Origin of the sequence: Acidiphilium sp. PA (assembly GCF_026191915.1) — a bacterium.
Taxonomy (GTDB): Bacteria; Pseudomonadota; Alphaproteobacteria; order Acetobacterales; family Acetobacteraceae; genus Acidiphilium.
Window position 1 is genome coordinate 1 of record NZ_JAIMBY010000014.1, and the last position, 26,032, is coordinate 26,032.

Sequence of the window (26,032 nt, forward strand, 5' to 3'; positions counted from 1 at the left end):
CAAGAAACTCAGGGACACCCCGTCTTATGAGGCTCCGGATGACAAAGAGCTGACGCCCTTCAAATACATGCCGTTTACGAGTGACGACGATCGAATCCGTACCGTCTTGGTGATGGGTAGTCTGTCGTGTCTTCGTTAGAGTGATGCAGCGCGAAACGATCATGGCGTTTCGGATGCAGGTCAAGCCATCACTCTACGATTTCATGCACCCTGCCAAGAATCATCGATGGAGGTGTTGATGTCGCGGCCAATTTTCCGACCGATGAGGCGGCGCCCTATGACCAGCGATCTACGTGTGCCCGACGTGATCGTGTTCATCCTCGTTTCGGTGACGTCATCGACCTGCCATGAGCTGGCGGATTGCGCATAATGAAGGGTCCCGCCTAACCAGACTCATAGGCTGCGCCGGCAACGCGCAAAAACCAGCCAGCATGCGATCAGGCCAGCATTACCCAAAGTCGATAAAACCGCCCCAAACCCAGAGCACCAAAAGTTTTTTGCTTTCTTTTTTTCAAAAAAGAAGCGCTTTCTTCCTTTCTCACCCCCCGCCCACCATGGTTATCTCCCCTTGTGCGCACCGCCCCAACCCCGTTGACGATCTCACTCCTCGACCGCTTCGCCCTCATCATGGCGATGCTTGCCGAAATCGCCGTCCGGCAGGGCCACGCGCAACACCTGCCGGGGGCCAGAATCATCGCCATCTGGCAGCGCCTCACCGGCATCGCCGCCCGCTTCGCCCGCGCCGTCCTGCGCGGCCCCACCCGAAGCCGCAAGCGCCCCACCCCAGCCAAACCCAGCCGCACCGAACGCCCATCCCTGCCGGCAGGCTTCGGCTGGCTGCCCCGCGTCTTCCCCGGCACACCGGACATGCCCGCCGCCGTCACCTACCCCGCCCAGCAACTCCGCGACCTGCTCGCCGACCCCACCATGGCTCAGCTGATCGAAACCAACCCCGCCATCGGCCGCATCCTCCGCCCCCTCTTCGAAGCCCTCGGCATCGAACGCCCCGCCATCCTCGCCATCCCCAAACCCGCAGCCGAGGCCAGGCCCGTCCCCATCGAGCACCCCCAATCATCCCGCGCGACACAGATCCTCCCGGACCCCGTCCCACCACCCACGCCCGCACCGCCACCGGACTGCGTGCACCGAAATTCGAACCTCCCAGCCGTCCCTGCCTGATTCCATCGATTTCGTTGCAATATCGAAACTAATTTGAACCGCGCCCCGCCGATCATCGCCCTTCGCTCCACCCGCATCACCACCAGAACCCCGGACAGAACCATGACTTTCGTCAGTATCACCCGCCTGCGCCTCCGCTCGGTCCGTTTCCTGCCGTCATTCATGATTTACGCCCTGAAATCGGTCCGCCAGTGCAAACACACGCCCGGCTTTCAAGGCGGCTCCCTCCTGCCCGATCGCAAACTGACCTTCTGGACCATGACCCTCTGGCGCGACCAGAGCGCGATGCGCGCCTACATGACAACAGGGGCCCATCTCACTGCAATGTCGAAACTGCTCGATTGGTGCGACGAGGCGAGCATCGTGCACTGGATGCAGGACAATGCAGCGCAACCAAACTGGCACGAAGCCGACCGCCGGATGCGAACCGAAGGTCGCCCGTCGAAACTCCGCAATCCCGGCCCCAACCATGCCACATTGGGCTTCGCCCCGCCCCGCCCGACCCGTGCCGTAGCCCTCATGCCGCGGGCATGAGGGCTACGGCACGGTGGCCCGGCGCCCTTGCGCTGCTAAACCTCAGCCGACGGCGGCAGCGCCGAGAGCGGATACGCAAGCGTCGCCGCAATCGTGATGGCGATCTCGCGTCCCCCGGCCACGAGCGCGGCCGGGATCACACCGGCACCATCGGTCCAGCGCCCGTCGGCTTCGGGACTGTACCAGCCCTCCGTCAACGCCGGATGATCGAGCGGGACCGGCCTCCCATCGATCGTCAGTGCGGCGATCTTGATGCCAAGCGCGCGGCGGTCGCGCGGGTCCGCCAGGCGATAGCCCGGGATGGTGCTCCGGCTCGTGATCATCGCCGAGCCATCGGCGCAGTGATGGATCAGCACGGCCGCATCATCGGTGGTCGGCACCGGCGCGCGCGCCAGGATGCGCGCGCGCACCGTCTCGACCGCCGCGCCCGCTTCGGTGAACGGGGCAAACCGAGCGCCCTGCCGCCCACCCGCCGCGCGCTCAGGATCACAACGCATCGGCGTCACATCATCGAACACAGTGCGATCCCCGGCTTCGAAAGATGTTTCACACGCGATGCCCTCGGCCAGCAGAGCCGTGGGTTCGGGCACCTCGATCTCGAAATAGGTCACGAGACGGCGCGCCACCTGCACGATCGCATAGCCATCAATCAGCGATCTGACCGGTATCAAATGGCCATCCAGCAGAAGCGCCTGATCGGGCGATACCAACAGGTCGCACCGGGGCAGCTCATGCGCCAGCGCGCCGGCGCGCACCAGGATCGGTTGCACCATCGCAGGCGCCGGGTGGGAAATCAGCTTTATCCGCCGCCGGCTGATCCGCACGATCGGCGCGGGCCTGTAATCATGGCAGATGACGCGGTCACCCGTCCGCAGTTCCTCGACCGGCACCTCACCCCGCATGGTCAGAATGCGCGTGCCGATGGTCACGCCCGCGGTATCGGCCGGCACCCCCGAATCGGAGGCGTGAAACGCCAGATCAGCAACAATAAAGGATCTCGCACCACCGGCGGTGCCAGGCGTCATGCCGACAGTCATGGTACGATCGATCGTGGTGCCGGGCATGCTTGATCTCCGGTTGGGTTGGACTGTCAAAAGGGTAGGCAAGCTGATCAGCGCGCTGAATGCCGCGGTTGCGCCGCGGACCCCACGAGCGGATAGGCCAGCGTGGCGGCAAGCGTGACGGCAATTTCCGACGAATCCGACAGCAGGGACGCAGGGATCACCCCCGCCCCGTCGGTCCAGCGCCCATCGGCTTCCGGCTTATGCCAGCCCTTCGTCAGCGCCGTGTGCCCGAGCGGCAAAGTCGCCCCGTCGATCGTCAATGTCGCGACCTTGATGCCAAGCCGGCGGCAATCGCGCGGATCGTGCGTAATGTGCCCCGGAATCGCGCTGCGACTTTCGATAATCGCGGCACCGTCGGCCCGGCGCCGGATGACGAGCCTGGGATCACTGGTGGTGATGATGCCCGTGCGCGCGAGCAACCGGCGACGGACCCGCTCGACGATACGGCCCGAGACCGCGACCGGCGCGCACCCCTCCATTTCGCGCCGGGTTGGCGCGAATGCGGGGTGCAGAACGAGCGGCCCGTCGGCGTTGTCGAACCCTGCGCGGGTGGGGGTCTTGCGAAGGGATTCCGCAGGAACACCCTCGGCTTGCACCACGGCATGGACCGGCAGTTCGACATGATAATACATGACCGCATCCAGCGCGACCTGTCGGATGGTCACGCCATTGATCAGCACCTTGGCAGGGATCAGATGCCCCTCCAGATACAACGCATGATCAGGCGACAGCATCAGGTCGCGCCGCGGCATGCCATCGGCGATCGCTCCGGCCTCGATCAGGACCGGCAGGTCACGGTCACGATGGGCGTGGCGGCGCAGGTCGATCCGCCGGTGTCCGAGCCAGACGAGCGGTGCGGTCTGGCCATCGGCCAGGACCAGCGCGTCGCCGGCGCGCAGATGCTCCACCGCCACTTCGCCTCTGGCGGTCAGAATGCGGGTTCCTGCAACGAAACAGGGCGGCGGGCCCGCATCGACGGCGCGCCGACGCCTCCGGATAGCGACCTCCGTGTTGCCGGTAATTCCGCCAGGCGCGGTCACGGAGTCAAACCTGGGCACGAGCGGTATAACGCTTGGAGATTCGGTCATTGCCAATACAGACCTTCGATAATGCGTCGGCTTGAAAGGTTTCGTTCAATATTCCGGCTTCTGTTGTTAACCATGCCTGAACTGAACGGATAGCATAATGATCAGGCCACCCTGTTGCCGAAATCAGTACGCGTCGTCCTGCTTCAGTCCTGATTGGCGCCGGACAGATCAGACCGCAGAACATCGGCCACGGCCTGCGCGCTGCTGGACAGAACCCGGCCCCGGCGGGCGGCAAGGAAGAGCCGTGCGCTGGCAAGCGGCCGGTCCGCGAGCGGGATCGCAATCACGCCGTCGAGCGGCGCGCGGCCGCTACCGGCGAAGTGGAACTGAAAAGAAACCGCATCGGTCAGCCGCACATAATGCTTCATCACTTCGAACATATTGGTGATCAGCACTGGTTTGGTCCGAACGCCGCTGCCTCGCACGGTTGCAGCGGTGTCAGCCAGGGCGGTATCGACCAGAGCCCGTGCCGCAAGGTCGGCCTCGGCCAAAACAATCGGGTAGTCGAGACAATCATGGATCGACAGGATCGGGTGGTTGGCCAGCGGATGATCCTGGCGCATCATGGCGCAGAATGATTTGCCGATCTGCGCAAGCACCGCGACATCATGATGGCGCGGTTCCTCATGGGTCAGGATCAGATCCGCCCGGTCATCCAGCAGATCTTCCAGCAGGGCCGCAGGCGTGCCCACCGCGACGCTGAACCGCACATGCGGAAATTGCTGCTGGAATTGCACCATGATGCCGGGCAGCAGTTCGATCGCCGCGGATTCGGCGGAGGCGACGATAACATGGCCGCGCATCGGCCCCTGCAATTCCCGCAATGCCTCGCTGGTCTGGCGCACATCGGCCAGCACACGGCGGACATGGGCGGCAAAGATTTCACCGGCCGGCGTCAACTGCACGCCTTTCTGCGAACGGTCGAACAAGGCCGCGCCGAGTTCGGCTTCAAGGTCGAGAATACGGCGGCTGACCGCGGAAGCGGCGACGCGCATAGCCTCCGCCGCGCCGCGGATCGACCCGTGGCGGATCACCGCATCGAAATAGAGGTACAGGCGGGGTGGGGCGATGTCCAAGCCGTCACTCTAGCCAGGTGCGGCGTGAACACAACGCTGCGTGGACTAGGCGAGCCGCGACGTCATCAGCCGGCACGCCCGCCGCACCGCCCGCAGATCGCTCAGCGCGACCTCGAAATCGCGATTTTCGATGATGAAATCGAACTCGGTCTGATGCGCGAGTTCGGTCTCCGCCTCGGCCATCCGGCGTGCGATCGTCGCCGCGTCGTCGCCGCGCCGGATGAGCCTGGTCCGCAGATCCTCCAGCGTCGGCGTGCGGATGAACACGCCCATCACATCATTCGGCAGCGCCGCCCGGAGCTGGCGGTACCCCTGCCAGTCGATATCGAACAGCACGTCCCGCCCGGCCGCCAACGCCGCTTCGACCGGCGCGCGCGGCGTGCCATACGATCGGCCGAACACGTTGGCGTGTTCCAGGAATTCCCCCGCGGCGATCATCGCCGCAAAGGTTTCAGGCGTCTTGAAATAATAATGCACGCCCTCCTGCTCGCCCGGCCGCGGCGCGCGGGTGGTGGCGCTCACCGAGAGCGACATGAACGTGTCGCCATCGAGCAACGCGCGTGAAAGCGATGTCTTGCCCGCACCCGAGGGCGCCGCCAGCACCAGGCAAAGCCCGCGCCGCTTCATCGGGGATTATTCAATATTTTGCACCTGTTCGCGCAACTGCTCGATCGCCACCTTCAGCTCGAGCCCGATCTCGGTCAGCGCCAGCGAGGTCGATTTGCTGCACAAAGTGTTCGTCTCGCGATTGAATTCCTGCATCAGAAAATCGAATCGCCGTCCGATCGGCACCGTCTCACCCAGCAGCGCCCGCGCCGCGGCGCAATGAGCACCCAGGCGATCCAGCTCCTCGCGCACATCCGATTTGCTGGCCAGCAGGGCCACTTCCTGCGCCAGCCGATCCGGTGCGAGCGGATTTGCCTCGCTCAACAAAGTCGCCAGCGCCGCTTCCAACCGGGCGCGATGCTGGGCCACCTGGTCATCGGCCCGTCCCCACGCCGCCTCGACCTGCGCCTCGATCCGATCGAGAAACGCCGCGATCAGCACGCCCAGCCGAGCGCCTTCGGCAATCCGTGCTGCGGCCAGGTCACCCAGCGCCGCCTCGAAACTCACCGCCAGCTCACTCGCCAACGCCGCCTGCGCCACTTCATCGTCGTCGATCTCGACGGCATCGTGGCTCACCGGGCGGATTACCCCCGGCAATGCCAGCAACGCCGTCGCAGAGGGCACCGGCGCGCCGGGAATCTGCGCCGCCAATGCCACCGCGCGCGCCCGATACCGCTCGAGCACCGTCTCGTCGATCACATTGCCGGCCGCGGCGTCACGCTTGAGCGTCAGCGTCACCGAAACATTGCCACGCTTCAGCCGGCGCCCGGCTGCCTCACGCAGTGCCGGTTCCAGCGCATCGAACCCGGGCGGCAGCCGCAGCTTGAGGTCAAATCCCTTGCCGTTCACGCTCCGGAGCTCCCAGGCATAGCTGGTCGCTGCATGCACGCCGGCCACGCGGGCGAAGCCGGTCATCGATGCAAGCGTGGGCGCAATCGGGTTGTTCATGGCCGCAAGGTTTCGCGCACATGATCCAGTGCGACAAGCCTGCCGTCACGCTCGACGTGCCAGAACGTCCATCCGTTACAGCTTGCCGCGTTCTGCACCAGCGAACCGACCTGATGGATCGAGCCGCGGTGCGCGCCGGCGATGATCGTGCCATCCGCCGTCACCGTGGCCGCAACCCGCCGCAACCGGTCGTGCAGTACCGTTCCCGGCGGCACCAGACCCCGCTCCACCAGCACGCCGAAGGCGATCCGCGGCGCCTCGCGGCGGTTGGTTGCCGAACTGGTCAGATGCGCCGGCGCGGCGCGCAGCGCGCGCAGCCTCGCCCACCCCGCCTCGACATAGGCGGGATGCCGCTCGATCCCGATGAAATGCCGGTTCAGCCGCTTGGCCACCGCCGCCGTCGTCGCCGTGCCGGAAAACGGGTCGAGCACCACGTCGTCCACATTGGTCGCCGCGAGAATAACCCTGTGCAGCAACGCCTCGGGCTTCTGCGTCGGATGCAGTTTCAGCCCATGCTGGTTGCGTAAGCGCTCGTTGCCGGTGCAGAGCGGGATTGTCCAGTCGCTGCGCATCTGCGTGTCGTCGTTCAATGACTTCATTGCCTGATAATTGAAACGATAGCGGGATTTCGGCTCGCGCGCCGCCCAGATCATCGTCTCATGAGCGTTGGTGAACCGCCGGCCGCGGAAATTCGGCATTGGATTGGTCTTGCGCCAGATCACGTCGTTCAGGATCCAGAAGCCCAGATCCTGCATGATCGCGCCGAGGCGGAAAATATTGTGATACGACCCGATCACCCAGATTGTCGCGTCCTTGTGCAGCAGCCGCCGCGCCTCGCTCAGCCATGCCCGCGAAAACGCATCGTAGGCGGCAAAGTCGGTGAACTTATCCCAATCGTCATCCACCCCGTCGACCAGACTATCATCGGGCCGCCGCAATTCCCCGCGCAGTTGCAGGTTGTATGGCGGATCGGCGAAGATGCAGTCGATCGATGCATCAGGCAGCATCCGCATCGTCTCGGCGGCATCGCCGAGAAGCAACTGGTCGAGCGGCAGTTCACGAATTGCGGACAAGGGCAAGGGCAGCCTCAGCAGGTTTCGACCCTTATACCTGACGAAGCCGCCGTAGTCGCGTCAATGGGCTTCGCGCCGGGATCGCGGAAGACGGGCCGGGCGAGAGACTAATTTGTTTCCGTCTTTCAAGGAAAACGCACTCCCTGCCCTGCCTTGGCCCGCCCTGCGCGTCCCGGCCGCGATCAGCCGCCGAAATAACCGGGCAGGATCTTTTCGCTGGCGGTTTTCGGGTTGTCGGCGAGCAGTTTGGGATCGGTGGTGACGATGATGGTGCCGGCCATCGGGTCGCCGAAGCCATGGACACCGGGGCGGACCTTGGCAACGGTGCGCCCGCCGGGTTCCTTGGCAAGAACCGCATGGACCGAGCAGTAGTAATGCACGATGCCCTGATGCGGAAAGCTGATGGTATAGGTGTGCACCGGGCTGCCGGCGCCCTTGGTGCCTGCGACCGCGCCATCGAAGCGGGAACTGACTTTGCCGGAACTCGCACGGTAGCCGATGATGGTATGCCCGCCGGTATCTTCATTGACGAAGATCACCTTCTGACCCGGGCGCACGGCGACCGGGTTTTCAAGGAACATGTTGGCCCCGTTCATGTGGATATAAACCGGCTTCGGCGCGGCGGCGCGGGCTGCGAGCGGCGAGGCCAGCGCGGCGGCTATCAGGGCTGTGCGGGTGAGGTGGCGCATGGTGGTGTCCTTTCGTGTGATCGATCAATGGTCTGGCGGGTCCAACCCGTCGTTGACTGGCGGGCCGATCCGCAGGTAGCGGGAAGCGAGGCGCGGCAGCACCAGCAGGGTGAGCATGGTCGCGGTGAACAGGCCGCCGAGGATGATGATGGCCATCGGCCCCTCGATTTCATCCCCCGGCGCGCCGTTGGCAAGGGCGAGCGGCAGCAACCCGATCGCGGTGACGGTCGCGGTGATCACGATGGCGGGCAGACGATCCATCGCGCCACGCCGTGCGGTCGCGGCCGACCAGGCGAGCCCGTCGGTCTGCACCAGCCTGGCATAGTGGATCAGCAGCAGCAGCCCGTTGCGCAGCGACAGGCCGAACAGCGTGACCAGCCCGACCATCGCGCCCAGGCTGATCGTGCCGGCCAGGAACAGCCAGGCGGCAGCGATGCCGCCCGCCAGCGCGAACGGCAGGCCGAGCGCCATGAGCGCGACACCGCGCGCCGATTTCAGCGCGAGCGCCACCAGTGCTGCGATCAGGACCAACGCGATGCCGGCATGGATCAACAGCGAACGCCGCGCCGCGCCGCCGGCCACGGCACTGCCGCCATAGGTCACATAGGCATTGCCGGTCAGATGCAGGGTGGCGATGCGGCGCTTGATCGCCGCGAGCACGGCATCGCCGAAACCGGGTCGCGTATTGACGGTGATCACCTGTTCGGTGCGCCCGGCATTGTGCAGAATGAGCGCCGGCGCGCTGGTCTGGCGGATGTGGGCGACCAGACCGAGCGGCACGATGCGATGATCGACCGCCTCGATCGGCAGGCTGCGCAGCGCATCGGGATCGGCCCGGCGGGCTTTGGGCAGGGTGATCACGATCGGTTCAATCACGCTGCCCTGATAGACCTGGCCCACCCGATCGCCGGCGTACCCCATATTGATGGCGGCGAGCAGCGCGCGTGCGGTAACGCCGTAGCGCAGCATGGCCGCGCGGTCGGGTGCGATCGCCAGTTCAGGCGTGTTCGGCGGGGCGGCGACGGATGCGACGATGACGCCTTTGATCGGGCGTATGGCGTGCAGGATACGGTCGGCGTCCGCCGCGATGTTCGCGAGCGTGTCGCCATAGACCGAAATCACCAGCGGTGCGGTGAAACCGGACAGGGTTTCGTGGATGCGCTCGGTCAGGAAGCTGTTGGCCCACCAGCGCACGCCGGGCACGGTATCGATCGCGGCGAGAATTTTGCGCTCCGCCACCGTATTATGGGCGTTGCCGCTGCGGCTGAGCGTGATGTCGACTTCGGCCTTGTTGACATCGGGGTGGCCGTTGCCGAGCGTCGCCCGGCCGACATGCTCGACCACATCGGCCACTTCGGGCATCCGGCCCAGAACGGCGGCGACATGCCGGCCGATCGTCAGCATCGTCTTGATTGAGGTGCCGGGGGCGGCAAGGTAATGGGCGATCATATCCTGCTCGCGGAACTGCGGCAGAAACTGGGTGCGCACCAGCGGCAGCGAGGCGCCCATGCCGATTACGAACACAATGGCGATCAGCGCGAGCAGGCCGGCACGGCGGGCGACGCCATCGAGCAGGCGGCCGTAGGCGCTGCGCGCCGATTGCATCGGCACATGTGCGGCCCCGCCGGTGCGGCGCGCCAGCAGCAGCCCGGCGAGCGCGGGGGTGAGCGTGAGGGCGACGAACAGCGAGGCGATGATCGCCGCGAGATAGGCGATGCCGAGCGGGGCGAACAACCGCCCGGCCACACCCCCCAACAACAGCACCGGGGTGAACATCACCGCAACGCATAACGTCGCGAAAATGATCGCGCTGCGCACTTCGACCGAGGCATCGCGGATCACCCGCAGCACCGGCAGCGGCGTCGCGCGTGCGCGGTTTTCGATCAGCCGCCGGTTGATGTTTTCGATATCCACCACCGCGTCATCGACGATTTCGCCGAGCGCGATGGCGAGGCCGGCGAGCGCCATAGTGTTCATGGTGACACCGAGGGCGCGGAGCACGAGGGTTGCCAACAGCAGCGCCACCGGGATCGAGACGAACGAAATCAACGCGATCCGCCAGTCACGCAGGGCGAGCAGCAGCACGATCAGGATGAGCACGGCGCCGATCAGCAGCACCCGGCCCAGATCGCTCAAAGCTTCGCGCACGAAACCCGAGGGTGCCAGGGCATGCGCATCGATTTCGATGCCCTGGCGGCGCAGCGCCGGGGTGACCGCGGCGAGCGCCTGTTCGGCGCCATGCGCGACGCGCAGCGTATCGGCCCCGGCGAGCGAGGAAACGATCAGCAGCAGGCCCGGCTTGCCGTGGACCAGCGCGGCACCGAACCGGGGCGGCGGCGCGGTGATGACGCGTGCGACATCGCTGAGGGTGACCGGCAGGCCGGCGTGTTCGCCGAGCAGGCTTTGCGCCAGCGCGCCAGCGTCGCGGGTCTGGCCATGGGCATCGAGCACGAGTTGCTGGTTGCCGGTATCGATGAAGCCGCCGCCGAGCAAGGTGCTCGCATCATGCGCGGCGGTCGCGACCTGGTTGAGCCCGAAGCCGCTGGCGAGCAGCGCGCGCCGGTCCAGTTGAATTTCCAGCCGCGGCAGCGCCAGGCCGAACACGACGACATTGGCAACCCCCGGCACCGCCAGCAGCGCGGGGCGGATGGTGGTCTCCGTGATCGCGCTCAGGCGCATCAGCGACATCGCCGGTGCATCGAGCCCGATCACCACCGCCGTGCCGGTCGCGGATTGGCGCGGCATGATCACCGGCACGGCGCGCGGCGGCAGCGCGGCGGTCAGGCTGGTCAGCCGGCCGGCAACGCTCGCGCGATCCGCCGCGATATCGGTGCCGCCGTGGAACACCAGGTTGATCACCGACAGGCCGGCACTCGACTCCGAGCGGATGGCGGCGATTCCAGGCAGGCCGCTCAACCCCTGCTCCAGCCGGTCGGTCACGGTGTGCTCGACCTCGCGCGGATTGAGGCCGTTGGCGTTGGTCTGGATCTGCACGGTGGGCGGCGCGAATTCGGGAAACACGCCGTAATGCGCCGCCGGCAGCGCGGCCGCGGCGGACAGAGCCACGCTCGCGATGCCGAGCACGACCAGCAGGCGATAGCGCAGCGACAGGCGGATGATCGCCTCGATCATCGTGTGCGGCCGCCCGTCTGGCCGTTATGGCTGGCGACGATCGAGAGCAGCAATCCCGCGCCGGCGATCGCCACGGCGGGGTGCGGCGGCAGGTTGGCGCGGCGGACGAACGCATAGCGCAAACGGCCACCGGTTCGCACCGGTACGGCACCGCGCAGCGCCACCATGCTGAAGCGGTGCGGCGCGGTTTCGACAAAGATGGCCCGGCGCCCCGGCTGATAGATGATCGCCGAGGCCGGGATCAGGTAGCCGCGATGGGCATCCGCCTGATCGAGATGGAGTGCTAACGGCTCGCCGGCGGGCAGCAGCGGCGCGCGGTAGTAGACGCCCGGCCCGATCCGCCCGGCCGGCGCATGCGCCATGGCGCCGATGAGCTTCAGCGTGATCGGTGCACCGGCGGCATCCCGCCCGCTGGCCCGCGGCGGCGGGCTCGCGGTGAGCGCGACCGCGACCAGCGCGGCCTTGCCGGCGGCGATGGCGGCGACCGGACCGGTCGGCTGCGCCATCATGCCGGCGAGCGCCGGGCCGAACCGGGCGATCGCCTGGGCAGTGAGTGCCTGCAGGCGCGCGGTGGCGAGCGCATCGGCCGCCTCGGCCTGTTGCAGGCTGGCGGCGGAGACGTTCTGACCGGCGCGGTATAACTCGTGGGTGCGCGTGAGTTCCGCCGCGCTGAGATGGGCGCGGATGCCCGCGTTGATCAACGCCGCCCGCAGCGTCAGCAAGCCGGCCGGATCGATCACGACGCCATCGGCCTCGCGCGCCGGCTGAAAGCGGGTCAGTGCCAGTGTCGCGGTGCGCACGCCGCCGGCGAGCGCCGGGCCGCTGCCGATCACGGCGACCGGCTCGGTGCCACCGGCCGACGCCGGCAGCGGCAGCAGGGCCAGTCCGGCGAGGATGAGCGCGCGACGGATCATGGGGAACTCCTGAAGAAACGATGATGCAGGGCATCTTCCAGCCGACCGATCGCGGCCAGGTTCTGCACGCGGGCGGTCAGCGCGTCCTGCCGGGCCACGATCGCCGCCTGCCGCGCCCCCAGCAGGCTGAGCCTGCCGCTGGCACCGACGTGAAACGCCTGTGCAGCGGCGGCCGCGGTGCGGTCGGTGCTGGCGACGCTGCGATCGGCCGCACGCAGCGCGACCGCGCTCGCGCGCAGATCGGCCCGCGCCTGATCGATCATGGCGAGCACGTGCTGCTGCACCGCATCGAACCGCGCGGCGGCGCGGCGGCGTTGAGCACGCGCGATCGCGATCGGCCCCTCGTTCTGGTTGAACACCGGCAGCGGCACGGACAGCGCGAGCAGGAATTTGTTGTCGCCCTGGTCGTAATGATAGCCAGGCCCGATGGTGAAGCCGGGATATTGCCGGTCGATCGCGGCGCGCAATCGATCCTGCGCCGCACGATAGGTGGCGAGTGCCGCGCGTACCGCCGGCCGGCCGATCAGCGCGGCGCGCGCGAGGCGCGCGACATCATGCGGCTGTGGCACGGTGTCGAACGCGGCGAGATCGAGCGGAATACCGCGCAGCGCCGCCGCCGGCATGCCGATCGCGGCGGCCAGACGCGTCAATGCGAGCGCGCTGCGCCGCGCCGCCTCGGCGGCGGCGAAGCCGGTCTGCTCGGCATTGATCTGCCCGGCGGTGAGCACGGGTGCCGCAATCATGCCGGCCGTGAACCGCTGTTCAAGCACGATCTGGCTGGCGGCGGCGGTACGCGCCGCCCGATCGGCGATCGCGGCCTCGGCGCGCGCCTGCCAGACCGCGAGCAGCGCATCACGCACGCGGGCGCGCTCACGCCAGGCGGCCGTGCGGATCGCCGCGCGGGCCGCTGCGATGTTCGCCCGCGCCGCCGCGGCATCGGCCGCGCGGGCACCGAAACTGTCGATCATAAAATCGACGATCGGACCGATCTTGATCGGTGACGGCAGGCCGGCAGCGGTGTTGAAGGTGGGGCTGAGCCCGAGCGTCGGGTTCGGCAGGGCGGTGGCTGCGACCAACCCGCCCCTTGCGATCGCCTGGTCCGCCACCGCGATCCGCAGGTCCGGCCGCTCGAACACCGCAACCAGCGTGAGCGTGCCGATGCCCCAGCGCGGCGTGGGATGACCCATCGCGGCAAGAAACCGGCGCAAGGCCGCGTCATCGAGCCGGCGGGCCGCAAGGTGGGAGGCGCTGGTGGCTGCATCGATCGGGCGCGGCACATAGCGCGCGCAACCGGCGAGCGTCGCCGGCAGCAGCAGCGCGGCCAGCATCACAGCGCGCCATCCGCATCGCCGCCGGCAGGTCGAATCCATCATCGGGCTCATGTCGACCGAGCCGTTACCAGCGCAATCTGACGTTTGATAAACACGAACCTGACGGAAGCGTCAGAAACGAAAATTTGTTCAGCCGGCGGCGAGCGGCAGACGCACGCTGACCACGGTGCCGATCCCGAGTGTGCTCGCGATCGAGACCGTGCCGCCATGCAGCGTGGCGATGCTGCGCACCACCGCGAGACCGAGGCCGAAATTGCCGCCGCGGCTCGAACGCGCCGCATCGGCGCGGTAGAACCGGTCGAACACATGCGGCAGATGCGCGGGCGCGATGCCGCTGCCGGTATCGGCCACATCGATCCGCAGCATCGGCGCGGGTGCGCTGACCGCATCCGATCCCAGCGCCACGGTGACCGTGCCGCCCCGGCCGGTATGGGCGATCGCGTTGGCGACCAGATTGCCGACCGCCTGCTGGAACAGCGTGCGATCGCACGGGGCGATCAGCCGCGCATCGGCGTGCAATGCCAGACTGATGCCGGAGTCGAGCGCCGCCGGCTCGTAGAACTCCAGGATTGCCTCGAGTTCCGCTGCGATGTCCAGCGCCTCGCGGCGCGGCGCCGCACCGGCGGCCTCGGCACGCGCCAGAAACAGCAGGCTGTCGATCACCCGATTGATCCGGCCGCATTCCTCGAGCGCCGATCCCAGCACATCGCGGTAATCCGGCGCGGACCGGACCCGGCCGAGTGCGACCTCGAGCTCACCGCGCAGATTATTGACCGGCGTGCGCAGCTCATGCGCGACATCCGCCGAAAATTGCGAGACCTGCGCGAAGGAGGCTTCCAGCCGGTCCAGCATGTCGTTGAACGTCGCGGCCAGCGATTGCAGTTCGTCGGGCAGATCGGCGGTATCGAGCCGTTCGTGCAGGGTGGTGGCGCGGATGCTGCCCGCCGCCGCCGCGATCCGCGCCACCGGGCGGATGCCGCCACGCGCGATGGCATAACCGATCGCGGCGCACAGCCCGAGCGACAGGATCAGCATGAACAGCAGCCGCTCGCGATCCTTGACGAGCACCCGCTGGTCGCGCGCCCGGTCGATCGCGACCTGCACGATGGTCTCGGTGCGGCCGGCGCCGAACCGCTCGCTCAGCAACTCGAACGGGGTGCCGTGCTCGTTCTGCACCGTCGCGAAATCCTGCGCGCCGGGGCGCAGCGCCAGCAGCGCCGCGAAATCGGCCAGCGGCACCGCGCGGTCCATACCGGCGGTCTCACGCTCGATCCGGCCGTCCGGCGCGATCAGCCGGAACCAGATGAAACCCGAACCGGGCAGGACGAGGCGCGATGCACGGGTATCCGGCCCGGCAGCGCGGGGTACATCGGCCGTCAGCAACCGCAGATTGGCCGCCGTATCGGTCAGGATGCGCCGATCTTCCGCGCGCAGATTGCCGGCCACGGTGCCATACAGCACGCTCGCCGCGATCAGGATGAGCAGAAAACTGGTCCCGGCGTACCACGCCGTCATGCGGATCACGATCGAGCCGGCGGCATGCGGCACCGCTGCCCGCGCGGCCGCGCCCGGCGCCGGCAATCCGCCCTGGTCAGGCACCGGAGCGATCCTCGAGCACATAGCCGATCCCGCGCACGGTATGGATCAGCCGGACGGGGAAGGGATCGTCCACCTTGGCGCGCAGACGGTGCATGTGCACATCGACGACATTGGCCCCGCTGTCGAAATTGATGTCCCACACCTGCTCGGCGATCAGGGTGCGGGTGATCACGTCACCGGCGCGCCGGGCCAGCAGCGAGAGCAGCCGAAACTCCTTCGGCGTCAGATCGAGCGGCCGGCCGGACCGCAGCGCGCGGTGGCGCTGCACATCGATCAGCAGATCGGCGACCTGCAGCGTCGCGGCCTGGCGCTGCGGCCCGCGGCGCAAGATGGTGCGGATGCGCGCGAGCAATTCGGAAAACGCAAAGGGCTTGACCAGATAATCATCCGCGCCCAGCTCCAGCCCATGCACGCGGTCGGCCACCGCGTCGCGCGCGGTCAGGAACAGCGCGGGCGTGTGATCGCGCCGCTGGCGCATGTCCTTCAACAGGGTCCAGCCATCGACGCCCGGCAACATCGCATCGAGGATGACCAGATCATAGGCGCCCTGGCGGATCAGCGAGCCCGCGATCGCCCCATCGTTCGCGATGTCGGCGCTGAAGCCGTTCTCTTCGAGGCCTTTTTTCAGAAACCCGGCGGTCTTGGGTTCATCCTCGACGATCAGGAGCTTCATGGCGCGGACGGTCCTTGTGCCGCAACGAAAGCGAGGCGGAGCGGTTCGCCGCCGACGGCACGGTCGATTACGATCGGTGCGGTCATCGCGCGGATCAGATGGTTCCTGGCCCCGGCATCGGCGCCGATTTCAAGCGGCAACGGGAAGATCGATCCGATGCGGCGAATGCGCTCGGTCGAGACCGCGCCGAGCCAGATGTGCGCAAACCCGCCCGTGCGCGACGGCACCATGACGCGCGAGCGCCACAGGCGGAACACCAGGCGCCGATCGGCCGGCAGCGTGCCACCGGCGCGGATCATCACCAGGGCGGGCAGCCGGCCGTCATCGAAGCGCGGCACCACTGGCAGGGCGCCGGGTGCTGCCCCTCTTCCCAGGAAGCGCAGCAGCGTCGCCACTTGCCACGGCGGCGGCTGGCGCCAGCCATGCGCGGCCAGATCGTGGCGCAAGGCGCCCGGCGGACCGAGAAACTGCACCGTGAACGGATGACCGAACCGGCCGAGCAGCGAGAGCGGCCGGCGCGGCAGGCGCGCCCAGCCGCCATGCAACCACGCGCCGCGCGACATGGTCAGGCTGCCCGTCGTCAGTGTCGCATCGCGCAGGGCGGCGCGCTGGCCGATCGCGCCGGAAACCCCGCCGACGCCGAAGATCACGACCAGGATCATCAACCCCAACCCCGCCGGGCGCACCGCCTCGGCCGGATGCACCAGATAGACCAGCCCGAGCAGCACCGCCCAGGCGGCGCCGAAGGCGATTGCTTCGAGCGCGGTCGAGAGATAATCCGCCCCGAGATACAGCCGCGCCGTGAGCAGCCCCGCCAGAAACAGCAGCGTGGCGCCGACGATCATAATCCGCCAAAACGCGCCGGCGCTGCGGCAGATCACCACGCCCATGAAGCCGAGCAAGGCGGTCAGCACGGCAAGATGCGTGCCGGGAAACGGCAGCAGGCTCAAGCCGGTGGGGCGCAGGAACGGTGCCGGCCGGCCCAGCGCGACATCGAGCCCCGCGGTGAACAGGATTGCGCCGATCGCGGCGGTGATCGCATAAGCCATGGCGCGCCAGGCGCGCCGCCGGTCGAGCCAGAGCACGATGCCGATGCCCAGCGCCACCACGACCGCGCCGCTGCCCAGCGCGCTGCACCAGACCGCCAGCCGCAGCGCCCAGCGGACGCGCAGCGAGAGCAGCAGTTGCAGCACCGCGTGATCCGCCTGTACCAGCGGATCGCCGGCGATCAGGTCCTGCATCACGCCGAACAGCAGCCACAGGCTGGCGACCAGCAGCACCCCGAGGGCGGCGATGCCCGGCAGTTCGGCGCGTGCGGGGTCGAGCAGGGTGCGCAGGCGGCGCGGCAGCAGGCTCGCCGGCGCGCCGGAGGCGGCCAGGATCGGCACCAGAACACGCACCGCGGCCTCGGTGGCCCAGGCGAGCGCGGCCGCGACGCCCAGCAGCACAACGCCGCCCAGCCCCAGCCCGATCAGGATCATGTCACGCGTCATGCCAACGCATCATAGTCCGGCCCGGGCCGGATGCCCAACATCGCCGCCTGCGCCACCCACCGATTGGATACCGGCGCTCCGTCATGTCATAGCACATCCCATCATCGCGTTTGACGTCTGACCGACGATTTCACCATCGGGCCGAACCATGCTGCTTGCGACGACACCCTGGTTTCTCCTCGCCGCCGGTCTTGCGGGGTTCGCGGCCGGCTTCGTGAAGGGGTTCGCGGGGTTTGGCTTCGCGGTCGTGTTCACACCGGTGATGTCGCTGCTGTCACATAATCCGCGGCAGGTGGTGTTCGTGGCGCTGGTGCTCGGCACGGTCATGAGCCTCGGGGTGATCGCCGAACTGCGTCACGCGATCGCACGCGACCGGACCGTGCCGCTGGTGATCGGCACGGTGATCGGCACGCCGCTCGGCATCATGCTGCTTGGCGTGATCGATGCGGCGACGTTGAAGCTGATTATCGCCGGCGTTGCGATCGCGGTGACGGCGCTGCGCCTGGCCGATGTCCGCATTGCGATCCGCTCCGGCGCCGGTCCACTTGCCGCCGGGGCGGTTCTGGGCGGGGCGCTGAACGGCTGCACCAGCATGGGCGGGCCGGTGCCGGCGCTGATCGTCGCGTGGCAGGGCCGCGGCATCGACGAGAGCCGGTCGATCCTCGTCGTATTCAACCTGCTCGGCTATGTTTTAGCCATTGCGATCGCGCTCGCCACCGGCGTCGCACGCGCGCGATGGCTCGCCTCCGGCCTCTGGCTGCTACCGCCCGCCGGCCTCGGTACCTTCACGGGCATCCGGGCGGTACGGCGCGTCTCCCCGACCAGGTTCGCGCATGTCGTGACCGGTATCATAGGGCTGGCCGGCATCGCGGGTGCGCTTTCAGCGGTGCGTTTATGACCCCGGGCGGCGAGGCGCCTTTCGATCATCGGCGCCTGGTTGATCATCTCCAGCAAAACGCGCTTCGCATCCGCCGCATACCGCAACTTCAACACCCGCAGACCGCGGGATAGCGCCACGTCGAATGGGACAGAGACGGTGCATCCCGCTGAGAAACGACAATATCTTAGACGGTGCGGGTAAGGTGTGGCTGCGCCATACGCGACAGTGGCGGATGGGGTGGGATTCGAACCCACGGAACGCTTTCACGTTCGGCGGTTTTCAAGACCGCTACCTTAAACCGCTCGGTCACCCATCCAACGGCTTCGTCTCGCCGATGTACCCCGGCCCTCGTCGCTACTCAAGGCCGACCGGGCTTGCGTTGCCTCGCACGGCAAAAGCTTTATGATATTCATCACGTTAAACAGGTTCCACCGCGAAAGTTCAAGCCGATGGCCGATACCATGGTGTCCACCGACAATCTGTTTCTCCGCGACGTCGTCGCGTTGCGGTCGAGTGTGCAGGAGTTCCTGGCCGCCCCGTCCCGCCCCGCGCACGCGGACGACGCCATCTCGCTGTTACAGGCGGCCCTCACGATCGAGATCGTCTGCGTCTGGCGCTACACCATGATGTCGGTCTCCGCCCGCGGCCTGCGTGAAGAACGGGTCGGCTTTGAGTTCCAGGAACAAGCGAACGACGAGCGCAAGCACACGAGGATGGTGGCCGAACGGATCGAGCAACTCGGCGGCGTGCCCAATTTCCAACCAAAGGGCCTGATGTCGGGCCTCGCGATGGATTACAACGCCGATTTCGACGGCATGATCGCCCAGAACCTCAAGGCCGAACAATCGGTCGTCGAATACTACACCGATCTGATCAACCATTTTCACGATTCCGACCCGCAGACCACCGCAATGCTCGAAATCATCCTGCAGGACGAGGAAGACCACGCCACCGACATGCAGGATCTGCTCGCCTGAACGGATCATGCGCGATTGATAGCGCCCCCGAAACGAGTTATGTGACACCAATCACAGAACGCAGGACATGAAATGACTATGAATGCCTGGACGGCGACATGATCGCCCTCCATCAGAAAGGCATTCGACATGTACAACCATTATCGCCACATCGTCCTCGCTGAACCCAAGGCAACCGCGGTTACATCGCTCGGCGCGACCGACCACGAACTCGCCAGTTTCAGCAAGCCTGCCAAACATTCCAAACTTCGCGAATTGGCCTCGAATGTCGCTCCCGCCCTGCCATTCGTGGCAGCCATCTTGCTGGTCACGGGTTTCGCAATCGCGGCCTACCCGCTCATCGTCCACGATCTGCCGGTGTTTCTTGCACAAAGCCCGCTCGGTTGATCACGCCACCGGCGAGATCGACGATACCAGTGCCGCCAGCCGGGCACGATCGAGAATGGTGATCCGCCCTGGCGACAGGGCGATCAGCCCCTGCATTTCGAGGTCCCGCAACCGCCGGTTCACCGTCTCACGGGCCGACCCGACCACACGGCCTAGTGCGCTCTGCGTAATATCGATCCGCGCCAGCCCCCGCTCGTCGTGGCGGCGCAGCAAATACATGATCAAGCGCTGATTGACGTCTTGAAACACCATCGAATCGAGTTGCGCGATCGTTGCGCGCAGCCGGGCACAGATGATTTCCACCACCCGGTGCGCAAAGCCGCTGTCCTGCTCCATCAGGCGCAGCGTTGCCGCCCGCTCGATCACCAGCAGCCGGCCGTTGGTCACCGCGACCGCATCCGCGCTGCGGGATTTTCCGTCGAACAGGGCGATCTCACCGAACACCGCGCCCTGGGTCAGCACATTCAGCACCTGATCCTGGCCGTCCTCGCTCGGCAGCACAATCCGCACCTCGCCGGCCAGAATCGCCATCATCGACACGCCGGGATCACCGCGCTGAAACAGCGTTTCGCCCGCGCGCATCGTCCGCTCATACGCGCAGCCGAACAACGCATCGAGATCGGCCGGGCGAAACGGCGCAAACAGCGGAATCCGGCCCAGCAATTGCCGACCGTCGCGGATCATCACGTCAAACCGAGCCTGCGCAAACCGTCATCACGTCACATCAGTAACGAAAACGCCAATGGATCGCAACGTCGGGGCGTACACGCGCACGGAGAGGGAAGCACTGCTTTTTTGTAAAAAAGCAGCAAAAAACTTTCTTTAATTTGGTGCACGGGCGTTTTCGTAAGCACAGACCCAGACAAATAAAAGTTTTTTGCTTCTTCTTTACAAAAAGAAGCGCTTCCCCTCCTTTCTTCCCTTACAGCAAATCCTCCATCAGAATCGGCGTCTTGCGGACCCGCACACCCGTCGCGTGGTAGACCGCATTCGCGATCGCCGCCGGCACGCCGACAATTCCGACCTCCCCGACCGCCTTCGCGCCGATCGCGTTCACCACGCTATCATGCTCATCGAGCATCTCGACCACCACCTCGCCGATATCCGCATTCGCGGCAAAATGATATGATGCCAGATCGGTATTGGCGAACCGCCCGCGCGCCCGATCGACCTGCGATTGCTCGAGCAGTGCGGAACTGGCACCCCAGATCATGCCGCCCATCAGATTGCTGCGCGCGGTCCGCGGGTTGATGATCCGGCCGCAGGCAAACACGCCCACCATGCGCGCCACCCGGATCGTGCGCAGCAGCGGATCGATCCGCACCTCGGCAAACTGCGCGCCGAACGAGAACGACACATGTGTCTCACCCACCGGCCCGGCAAACGCCATGCCGCCGGCGAGACCCTGCCGCATCGTCTTGTCGTCCATATCGGTCGGTTTCCAGTCGGCCTGCTCCTCGATCACGCCGCCCGGCAGGCCGCCAATGATGTCGCTGATCGCGCGCCGGGACCCATCGGGCAGCACCACGTGCCGATCCGCCAGCGTCATTTTCGTACGATCCTGCCCGCCCGCAACTGTCGCGAACAGGCGTTCGCGCACCGCGCGTGCAGCCATATGCACCGCCGAACCGGCCGAGCCCGTGGTGATCGAGCCGCCCGAAACCGGGCCGGAGGGATGCCTGCTGTGCCCCATCTCGACCGTGACGAGCTCATCCGGCACGCCCAGCACGTCCGCCGCCACCTGACCGAGCACGGTATAGGCGCCGGTGCCGACGTCATGCGCGGCGCAATACACCACGCACGAGCCATCGGCGGCAAGCCGCACCCGCGCCGAGGATGGCGCCATCGCCGAAGGATAGGTCGCGGTCGCACAGCCGTAGCCGATCAATGTGCCATCCGCCGCCACCATCGAACCCGGCTTGGCGTTGCGGGCGCTCCAGCCGAACAGCGCGGCCCCGCGCCGGTAGCATTCCACCAGGGAACGGCTGCTCCACGGCAGGCCGCTTACCGGATCGCGCGCGGGTTCGTTCATGATCCGCAGTTCGACCGGGTCGATCCCGAGCGAGACCGCCAGTTCATCCATGGCGCTCTCGAAGCCGAAGAAGCTCGGTGCCTCGGCCGGCGCCCGCATGAAGCCCGGCGTGTTCACATCGGTCGCAACGGTTGCAGAGCGCATGCGGATGTTCGGCGAGGCATACATTTTCGAGGTCGCCTCCATGCCCGGAAACGCGACATGGTCGATCACCGCGCTTTGGCCGACCTCGTCATGCATCACCGCCGTCAGCTTCCCCTCACGCGTCGCCGCCAGGCGCACCCGGCTGCGTGCGGCGGGGCGGAAACTGCCCACGGTGAAGCCGGCCTCGCGCGGCACGACGAGCTTCACCGGTCGGCCCAGCCGCCGCGCCGCCATCGCCACCAGCACGACATGCGGCAGGATCGACGCCTTGGCGCCGAACGCCCCGCCGACATAGGGGCTTTCCACCTGCACATCCTCGACCGGGATGCCGAACACCTTGGCCAGTCCCGCGCGCGTGCCCATCACCCACTGGCTCGGCAGATTGATCAGCAGTTTGCCGTCCCGCCAGGCCGCCGCCGCGGCATAGAGTTCGATCGGGTTATGGTGCTGCGCCGGTGTCAGGTAGGTCGCATCAACCTTGACCTCGGCCGCCGCGAACGCCGCCTCGGCGTCACCCACATCGATGCCGCTGTCGGCTGGTTCCTCGGTCAGCCCGGCATCGTCGATCGATGCCGAAGCCGGCTCGGTCGTGTAGTCGATCGCGACCAGCCGCGCCGCTTCCTCCGCCGCTTCCTGCGTATCGGCGATCGTCAGCGACACGATCTGCCCGGCGTAATGGATCTCATCGGAGGAGAGCGGCAGGAAGGAGGATTGCATGTGCCCGCCCTTCATCACGAAGGTCTCGTCGCCGAGGCTCTCGTTCAGGCTCCGATGAGTCAGGACCAGCCGGACCCCTGCCACCGCCTCGGCCGCCGCGGTGTCGAGCCGGCTGATCCGCCCGCGCGCCACCTTGCTCAGCGTCAACGCCGCATAGGCGGTGTTTTCATGCGGAAAATCGGCGGCGTATTGCGCGAGACCCAGCGCCTTGGCCATCGCGTCGCGGCGGACCACCGGCTCGCCGATGCCGCCGTTACCCATATTGATATCCATGCTCAATGCTTTCCTTTCGCGACCATGGCGGCCCGCGCCACCGTGCGGGCCCCCAGATCGATCTTGAATCCGTTGTGGCGCAGTGGCCTGGCATCGGCGAACGCCGCTTTGCCCGCGTCCAGCGCCACCGCCTCGTTCAACACCTTGCCGACCAGCGCCGCCTCCGCCGCCGGCGCGCGCCACGGCTTGCTGGCAACGCCGCCCACCGATACCCGCGCGGCGGTGACGCGATCACCATCGAGTTCCAGCGCGACCGCCGCCGATGTCACCGCATAGGCATAGCTCTGCCGGTCGCGCACTTTCACATAGGTCGAATGGCGTCCCGCCGGCGTCGCCTGCACCAGAATCGCGGTCACGATCTCGCCCGGCTGCAAAATGCTCTCGCGCGCCGGATCATCGCCATAGGCCACGTGAAAATCGGCAAACTTCACGGTCTTGGTCCCCGAGGCCGAACTGATCTCGACGCTGGTATCGAACGCCGCCAGCGCGGTTCCCCAATCGCCCGGATAGGTTGCCACGCACCGGTCGGAGGTTCCGAACAGCGCCATCTCGCGATCCTCGCCGTCCAGCGCCGCACAGCCGGAGCCGGGTACGCGCTTGTTGCAGTCGGACACGCCGTCGCGGAAATAAACGCAGCGCGTCCGCTGCAACAAATTGCCGCCCAGCGTGGCCGCGTTGCGGATCTGCTGCGAGGCGGCGAGCTGCAAACTCTCGACCAGCGCAGGGTAATTCTGTTTCAGAAACGGCAGCTCCGCGACATCCGCCATCCGCGCCAGCGCGCCGAACCGCAGCACCGGGCCATCCAGCTCAACCTTGGCCAGACCGGGCAGATGACCGATGTCGATCACGTGCTCGGCCCCTGCCAGATCGCCCCGCATCAGATCGACCAGCGTGGTGCCGCCGGCCATGATCGCGGCGTGGCTTTGCGCCGCCTCGCTCATCGCCTGCTCCAGCGTCATCGCACGGCTGTATAGAAACGGGCGCATCAGGCGGCCTCCGCCATCGTCGAACCCGCAACTTCGCGCACTGCCGCAACGATGTTCGGATAGGCCGCACAGCGGCACAGATTGCCGGACATATATTCGCGGATCTCGTCATCCGACCCCGCATGACCCTCCGCCACGCACGCGACCGCCGACATGATCTGCCCGGGCGTGCAGTAGCCGCACTGCAAGGCATCGTGCGCGACGAACGCCGCCTGCATCGGGTGCGGTGCACCATCGGCGCCGGCCAGTCCCTCGATCGTGGTGATCGCCGAACCCGCCGCGGCCGCCGCGAGCATCAGGCAAGACAATTGACGACGGCCATCGACATGCACGGTGCACGCGCCGCAGGTGCCGTGGTTGCAGCCGACCTTGGTGCCGGTCAGGCCCAGATGCTCGCGCAGCGCATCGAGCAGCGTGGTGCGCGGATCGAGTTGAATGTCGTGATCGGTGCCGTTGACCGTCAGTGTCACCCGCATGCGCGGACCGATCGCCGCGTTACCCATCGTGTCGTTACCGCTCATGAGCCAATGCCCCCTAACGCCAGATATTTGATTTCAAGATAATCCTCGATTCCGTATTTCGAGCCCTCGCGGCCCAGGCCGGAGGATTTGACACCGCCGAACGGCGCCACCTCCGTCGAAATTAAGCCTTCGTTGATGCCGACGATGCCGTACTCCAGCGCTTCCGCCACGCGGAAAATCCGGCCGACGTCGCGCGCATAGAAATAACTCGCAAGGCCGAACTCGGTGTCGTTCGCCATCGCCACCGCCTCGTCCTCGGTCTTGAAGCGGAACAGCGGCGCCACCGGCCCGAATGTTTCTTCGCGGAAAATCAACGCCTCGCGCGGTACATCCGCCAGCACGGTCGGCTCGAAGAACAGTCCGCCCATTGCGTGCGGTTTGCCGCCGGTAACAACGCGCGCACCGTGCTTCACCGCATCGGCGATATGTTCCTCGACCTTCTCGACCGCGGCGCGGTTGATCAACGGCCCCTGGGTGACGCCGTCATCCATCCCGTTGCCGACCTTCAAGGCTTCGACGGCAATTTTAAGCTTCGCGGTGAACGCATCGAACACGCCGTCCTGCACCAGCAAACGATTGGCGCACACACAGGTCTGGCCGGCATTGCGGAATTTGGAATCGATCGCGCCCTTCACCGCCGCATCGAGATCGGCATCGTCGAACACGATGAACGGCGCATTGCCGCCCAACTCCATCGAGGTCTTTTTGATCGTCGGCGCGCATTGCGCCAGTAACTTCGCACCCACCCCGGTACTGCCGGTAAAGCTCAGCTTTCGCACGATCGGGTTGGCGGTCAATTCCCCGCCGATCGGGCCGGACGGGCCGGTGATCACATTGCACACACCCGGCGGCATGCCGGCACGCTCGGCCAAAACGCCCAGGGCCAGCGCGGAAAACGGCGTCTGGCTCGCCGGCCGGATCACGCCGGTGCAGCCCGCCGCCCAGCCTGGCCCCGCCTTGCGGGTGATCATCGCGGCCGGAAAATTCCACGGTGTGATCGCGGCAAACACGCCGATCGGCTGCTTCTGCACGATGATCCGGCGCCCCTTGGCATTTTCCGGAATCGTATCGCCATAAATCCGCTTTCCCTCCTCACCGAACCACTCGATGAACCCGGCGGCATACGCGATCTCGCCCTTGGACTCCGCCAGCGGCTTGCCCTGCTCCGCTGTCATGATCACGGCCAGATCGTCCTGATTTGCCATCATCAGATCGAATAATTTGCGCAAAATCCTGGCGCGCTCCTTGGCGAGCATGCCCCGCCAACCCGCCAGCGCCGCATCCGCCGCGACAATCGCCCGCCGCGTCTCCGCCGCGCCCATCGCGGGGACCCGGCCGACCAACGCGCCCGTCGCCGGATTCAAAATCTCGATCGTCGCCCCATCATCGGCCCCCACCCACTTGCCGCCAATCAAATTGGCCTCACGCAGCAAGGTCGGGTCACTCAATTTCAGCTTGCTCGGCTGGTCCAGCATGGCATCCTCCACTTCACTGCGGCATCACATAGGGATGCCTCGGTCGAATCAGAACCCGCCGGATGCAAAACAATGCGGTCGGGGTGATCGGGGAAGGACGTGAGGGAAGACCTTCTTTTTTGGGAAAAAAGAAGCAAAACACTTTTGGTCCTCTGGGTTCGCGGCGGTTTTAGTGGCTTGGGCCAGAGCGGCCGGGATTGCATTTGGCCCGTTATCGCGTCTGGTCGGCGAACGCCATGGA

Annotated in this window: 23 protein-coding genes and 1 tRNA gene; 5 read left to right on the top strand and 19 right to left on the bottom strand. The window is 66.6% G+C overall.

Features of this window, described 5'->3' with window-relative positions:
- Positions 1–591 precede the first annotated feature (591 nt).
- Together AruPA_RS15055 and AruPA_RS15060 are read left to right on the top strand one after the other, a co-directional pair.
- Positions 592–1,179 carry a hypothetical protein gene (locus AruPA_RS15055; RefSeq protein ID WP_265637560.1) on the top strand — a complete coding sequence of 196 codons (588 nt, stop codon included), beginning with the start codon at positions 592–594 and terminating at the stop codon, positions 1,177–1,179.
- A gap of 33 nt (positions 1,180–1,212) precedes the next feature.
- Positions 1,213–1,713, top strand: coding sequence for a DUF3291 domain-containing protein (locus AruPA_RS15060; RefSeq protein ID WP_265637562.1), 501 nt, complete (start codon positions 1,213–1,215; stop codon positions 1,711–1,713).
- 35 nt (positions 1,714–1,748) lie between these two features.
- Here the strand turns inward: AruPA_RS15060 and AruPA_RS15065 are convergent, their stop codons facing one another.
- The 13 genes from AruPA_RS15065 to AruPA_RS15125 form a co-directional block, all read right to left on the bottom strand.
- Positions 1,749–2,777, bottom strand: coding sequence for a Hint domain-containing protein (locus tag AruPA_RS15065; RefSeq protein WP_265637564.1), 1,029 nt, complete (start codon positions 2,775–2,777; stop codon positions 1,749–1,751).
- 47 nt (positions 2,778–2,824) lie between these two features.
- The gene (locus AruPA_RS15070) at positions 2,825–3,817 is read right to left on the bottom strand and encodes a Hint domain-containing protein (protein WP_265637566.1); all 993 of its coding nucleotides are present in this window, start codon (positions 3,815–3,817) and stop codon (positions 2,825–2,827) included.
- Positions 3,818–4,008: 191 nt separating this feature from the next.
- Entirely contained in the window at positions 4,009–4,941 is a 933-nt protein-coding gene (locus AruPA_RS15075; protein ID WP_265637568.1) for a LysR family transcriptional regulator, read from the bottom strand.
- A 45-nt stretch (positions 4,942–4,986) separates the two neighbouring features.
- Entirely contained in the window at positions 4,987–5,568 is a 582-nt protein-coding gene (gene gmk, locus AruPA_RS15080; RefSeq protein WP_265637569.1) for a guanylate kinase, read from the bottom strand.
- 6 nt (positions 5,569–5,574) lie between these two features.
- Positions 5,575–6,495, bottom strand: coding sequence for a YicC/YloC family endoribonuclease (locus AruPA_RS15085; protein WP_265637570.1), 921 nt, complete (start codon positions 6,493–6,495; stop codon positions 5,575–5,577).
- Positions 6,492–7,508 carry a site-specific DNA-methyltransferase gene (locus tag AruPA_RS15090; protein ID WP_265637670.1) on the bottom strand — a complete coding sequence of 339 codons (1,017 nt, stop codon included), beginning with the start codon at positions 7,506–7,508 and terminating at the stop codon, positions 6,492–6,494. Before AruPA_RS15090 ends, AruPA_RS15085 begins: the two co-directional genes overlap by 4 nt.
- 242 nt (positions 7,509–7,750) lie before the next feature.
- Positions 7,751–8,257: a Cupredoxin gene (locus AruPA_RS15095; RefSeq protein WP_265637572.1), complete on the bottom strand. Its 507-nt coding sequence runs from the start codon at positions 8,255–8,257 to the stop codon at positions 7,751–7,753.
- Positions 8,258–8,281: 24 nt separating this feature from the next.
- Positions 8,282–11,389, bottom strand: a complete 3,108-nt coding sequence (locus tag AruPA_RS15100) for an efflux RND transporter permease subunit (RefSeq protein ID WP_265637573.1) — start codon at positions 11,387–11,389, stop codon at positions 8,282–8,284.
- Positions 11,386–12,303 carry a hypothetical protein gene (locus AruPA_RS15105; RefSeq protein WP_265637575.1) on the bottom strand — a complete coding sequence of 306 codons (918 nt, stop codon included), beginning with the start codon at positions 12,301–12,303 and terminating at the stop codon, positions 11,386–11,388. Before AruPA_RS15105 ends, AruPA_RS15100 begins: the two co-directional genes overlap by 4 nt.
- Complete coding sequence (locus AruPA_RS15110) at positions 12,300–13,685, bottom strand: TolC family protein (protein WP_265637576.1); 1,386 nt, start codon at positions 13,683–13,685, stop codon at positions 12,300–12,302. Before AruPA_RS15110 ends, AruPA_RS15105 begins: the two co-directional genes overlap by 4 nt.
- Before the next feature lie 78 nt (positions 13,686–13,763).
- Entirely contained in the window at positions 13,764–15,233 is a 1,470-nt protein-coding gene (locus tag AruPA_RS15115; RefSeq protein WP_265637577.1) for a heavy metal sensor histidine kinase, read from the bottom strand.
- Entirely contained in the window at positions 15,226–15,906 is a 681-nt protein-coding gene (locus tag AruPA_RS15120) for a heavy metal response regulator transcription factor (RefSeq protein ID WP_265637578.1), read from the bottom strand. Before AruPA_RS15120 ends, AruPA_RS15115 begins: the two co-directional genes overlap by 8 nt.
- Entirely contained in the window at positions 15,903–17,399 is a 1,497-nt protein-coding gene (locus AruPA_RS15125; RefSeq protein ID WP_265637580.1) for an LssY C-terminal domain-containing protein, read from the bottom strand. Before AruPA_RS15125 ends, AruPA_RS15120 begins: the two co-directional genes overlap by 4 nt.
- A 148-nt stretch (positions 17,400–17,547) precedes the next feature.
- Here AruPA_RS15125 and AruPA_RS15130 point away from each other — a divergent pair, with 148 nt between their 5' ends.
- A complete protein-coding gene (locus tag AruPA_RS15130; protein ID WP_265637581.1) occupies positions 17,548–18,297 on the top strand; it encodes a sulfite exporter TauE/SafE family protein in 750 nt (249 codons plus the stop codon).
- 208 nt (positions 18,298–18,505) lie between these two features.
- Here AruPA_RS15130 and AruPA_RS15135 read toward each other — a convergent pair.
- Positions 18,506–18,595, bottom strand: a tRNA-Ser gene (locus tag AruPA_RS15135).
- A 133-nt stretch (positions 18,596–18,728) separates the two neighbouring features.
- Here AruPA_RS15135 and AruPA_RS15140 point away from each other — a divergent pair.
- A complete protein-coding gene (locus AruPA_RS15140) occupies positions 18,729–19,256 on the top strand; it encodes a ferritin-like domain-containing protein (RefSeq protein WP_265637582.1) in 528 nt (175 codons plus the stop codon).
- 129 nt (positions 19,257–19,385) lie between these two features.
- Positions 19,386–19,643: a hypothetical protein gene (locus tag AruPA_RS15145; RefSeq protein ID WP_265637583.1), complete on the top strand. Its 258-nt coding sequence runs from the start codon at positions 19,386–19,388 to the stop codon at positions 19,641–19,643.
- Here the strand turns inward: AruPA_RS15145 and AruPA_RS15150 are convergent, their stop codons facing one another.
- The 5 genes from AruPA_RS15150 to AruPA_RS15170 all read right to left on the bottom strand — a co-directional run bounded on the left by AruPA_RS15150 (position 19,644) and on the right by AruPA_RS15170 (position 25,791).
- Positions 19,644–20,327: a Crp/Fnr family transcriptional regulator gene (locus AruPA_RS15150; protein ID WP_265637584.1), complete on the bottom strand. Its 684-nt coding sequence runs from the start codon at positions 20,325–20,327 to the stop codon at positions 19,644–19,646.
- A 238-nt stretch (positions 20,328–20,565) separates the two neighbouring features.
- The gene (locus AruPA_RS15155) at positions 20,566–22,809 is read right to left on the bottom strand and encodes a xanthine dehydrogenase family protein molybdopterin-binding subunit (protein ID WP_265637585.1); all 2,244 of its coding nucleotides are present in this window, start codon (positions 22,807–22,809) and stop codon (positions 20,566–20,568) included.
- A 2-nt stretch (positions 22,810–22,811) separates the two neighbouring features.
- Positions 22,812–23,795: a xanthine dehydrogenase family protein subunit M gene (locus AruPA_RS15160; RefSeq protein ID WP_265637586.1), complete on the bottom strand. Its 984-nt coding sequence runs from the start codon at positions 23,793–23,795 to the stop codon at positions 22,812–22,814.
- On the bottom strand, positions 23,795–24,316 hold the full coding sequence (locus tag AruPA_RS15165; RefSeq protein WP_265637587.1) for a (2Fe-2S)-binding protein: 522 nt from the start codon (positions 24,314–24,316) through the stop codon (positions 23,795–23,797). Before AruPA_RS15165 ends, AruPA_RS15160 begins: the two co-directional genes overlap by 1 nt.
- Complete coding sequence (locus tag AruPA_RS15170) at positions 24,313–25,791, bottom strand: NAD-dependent succinate-semialdehyde dehydrogenase (protein WP_265637588.1); 1,479 nt, start codon at positions 25,789–25,791, stop codon at positions 24,313–24,315. The genes AruPA_RS15165 and AruPA_RS15170 overlap by 4 nt, the downstream gene beginning before the upstream one ends.
- Positions 25,792–26,032: the final 241 nt, after the last annotated feature.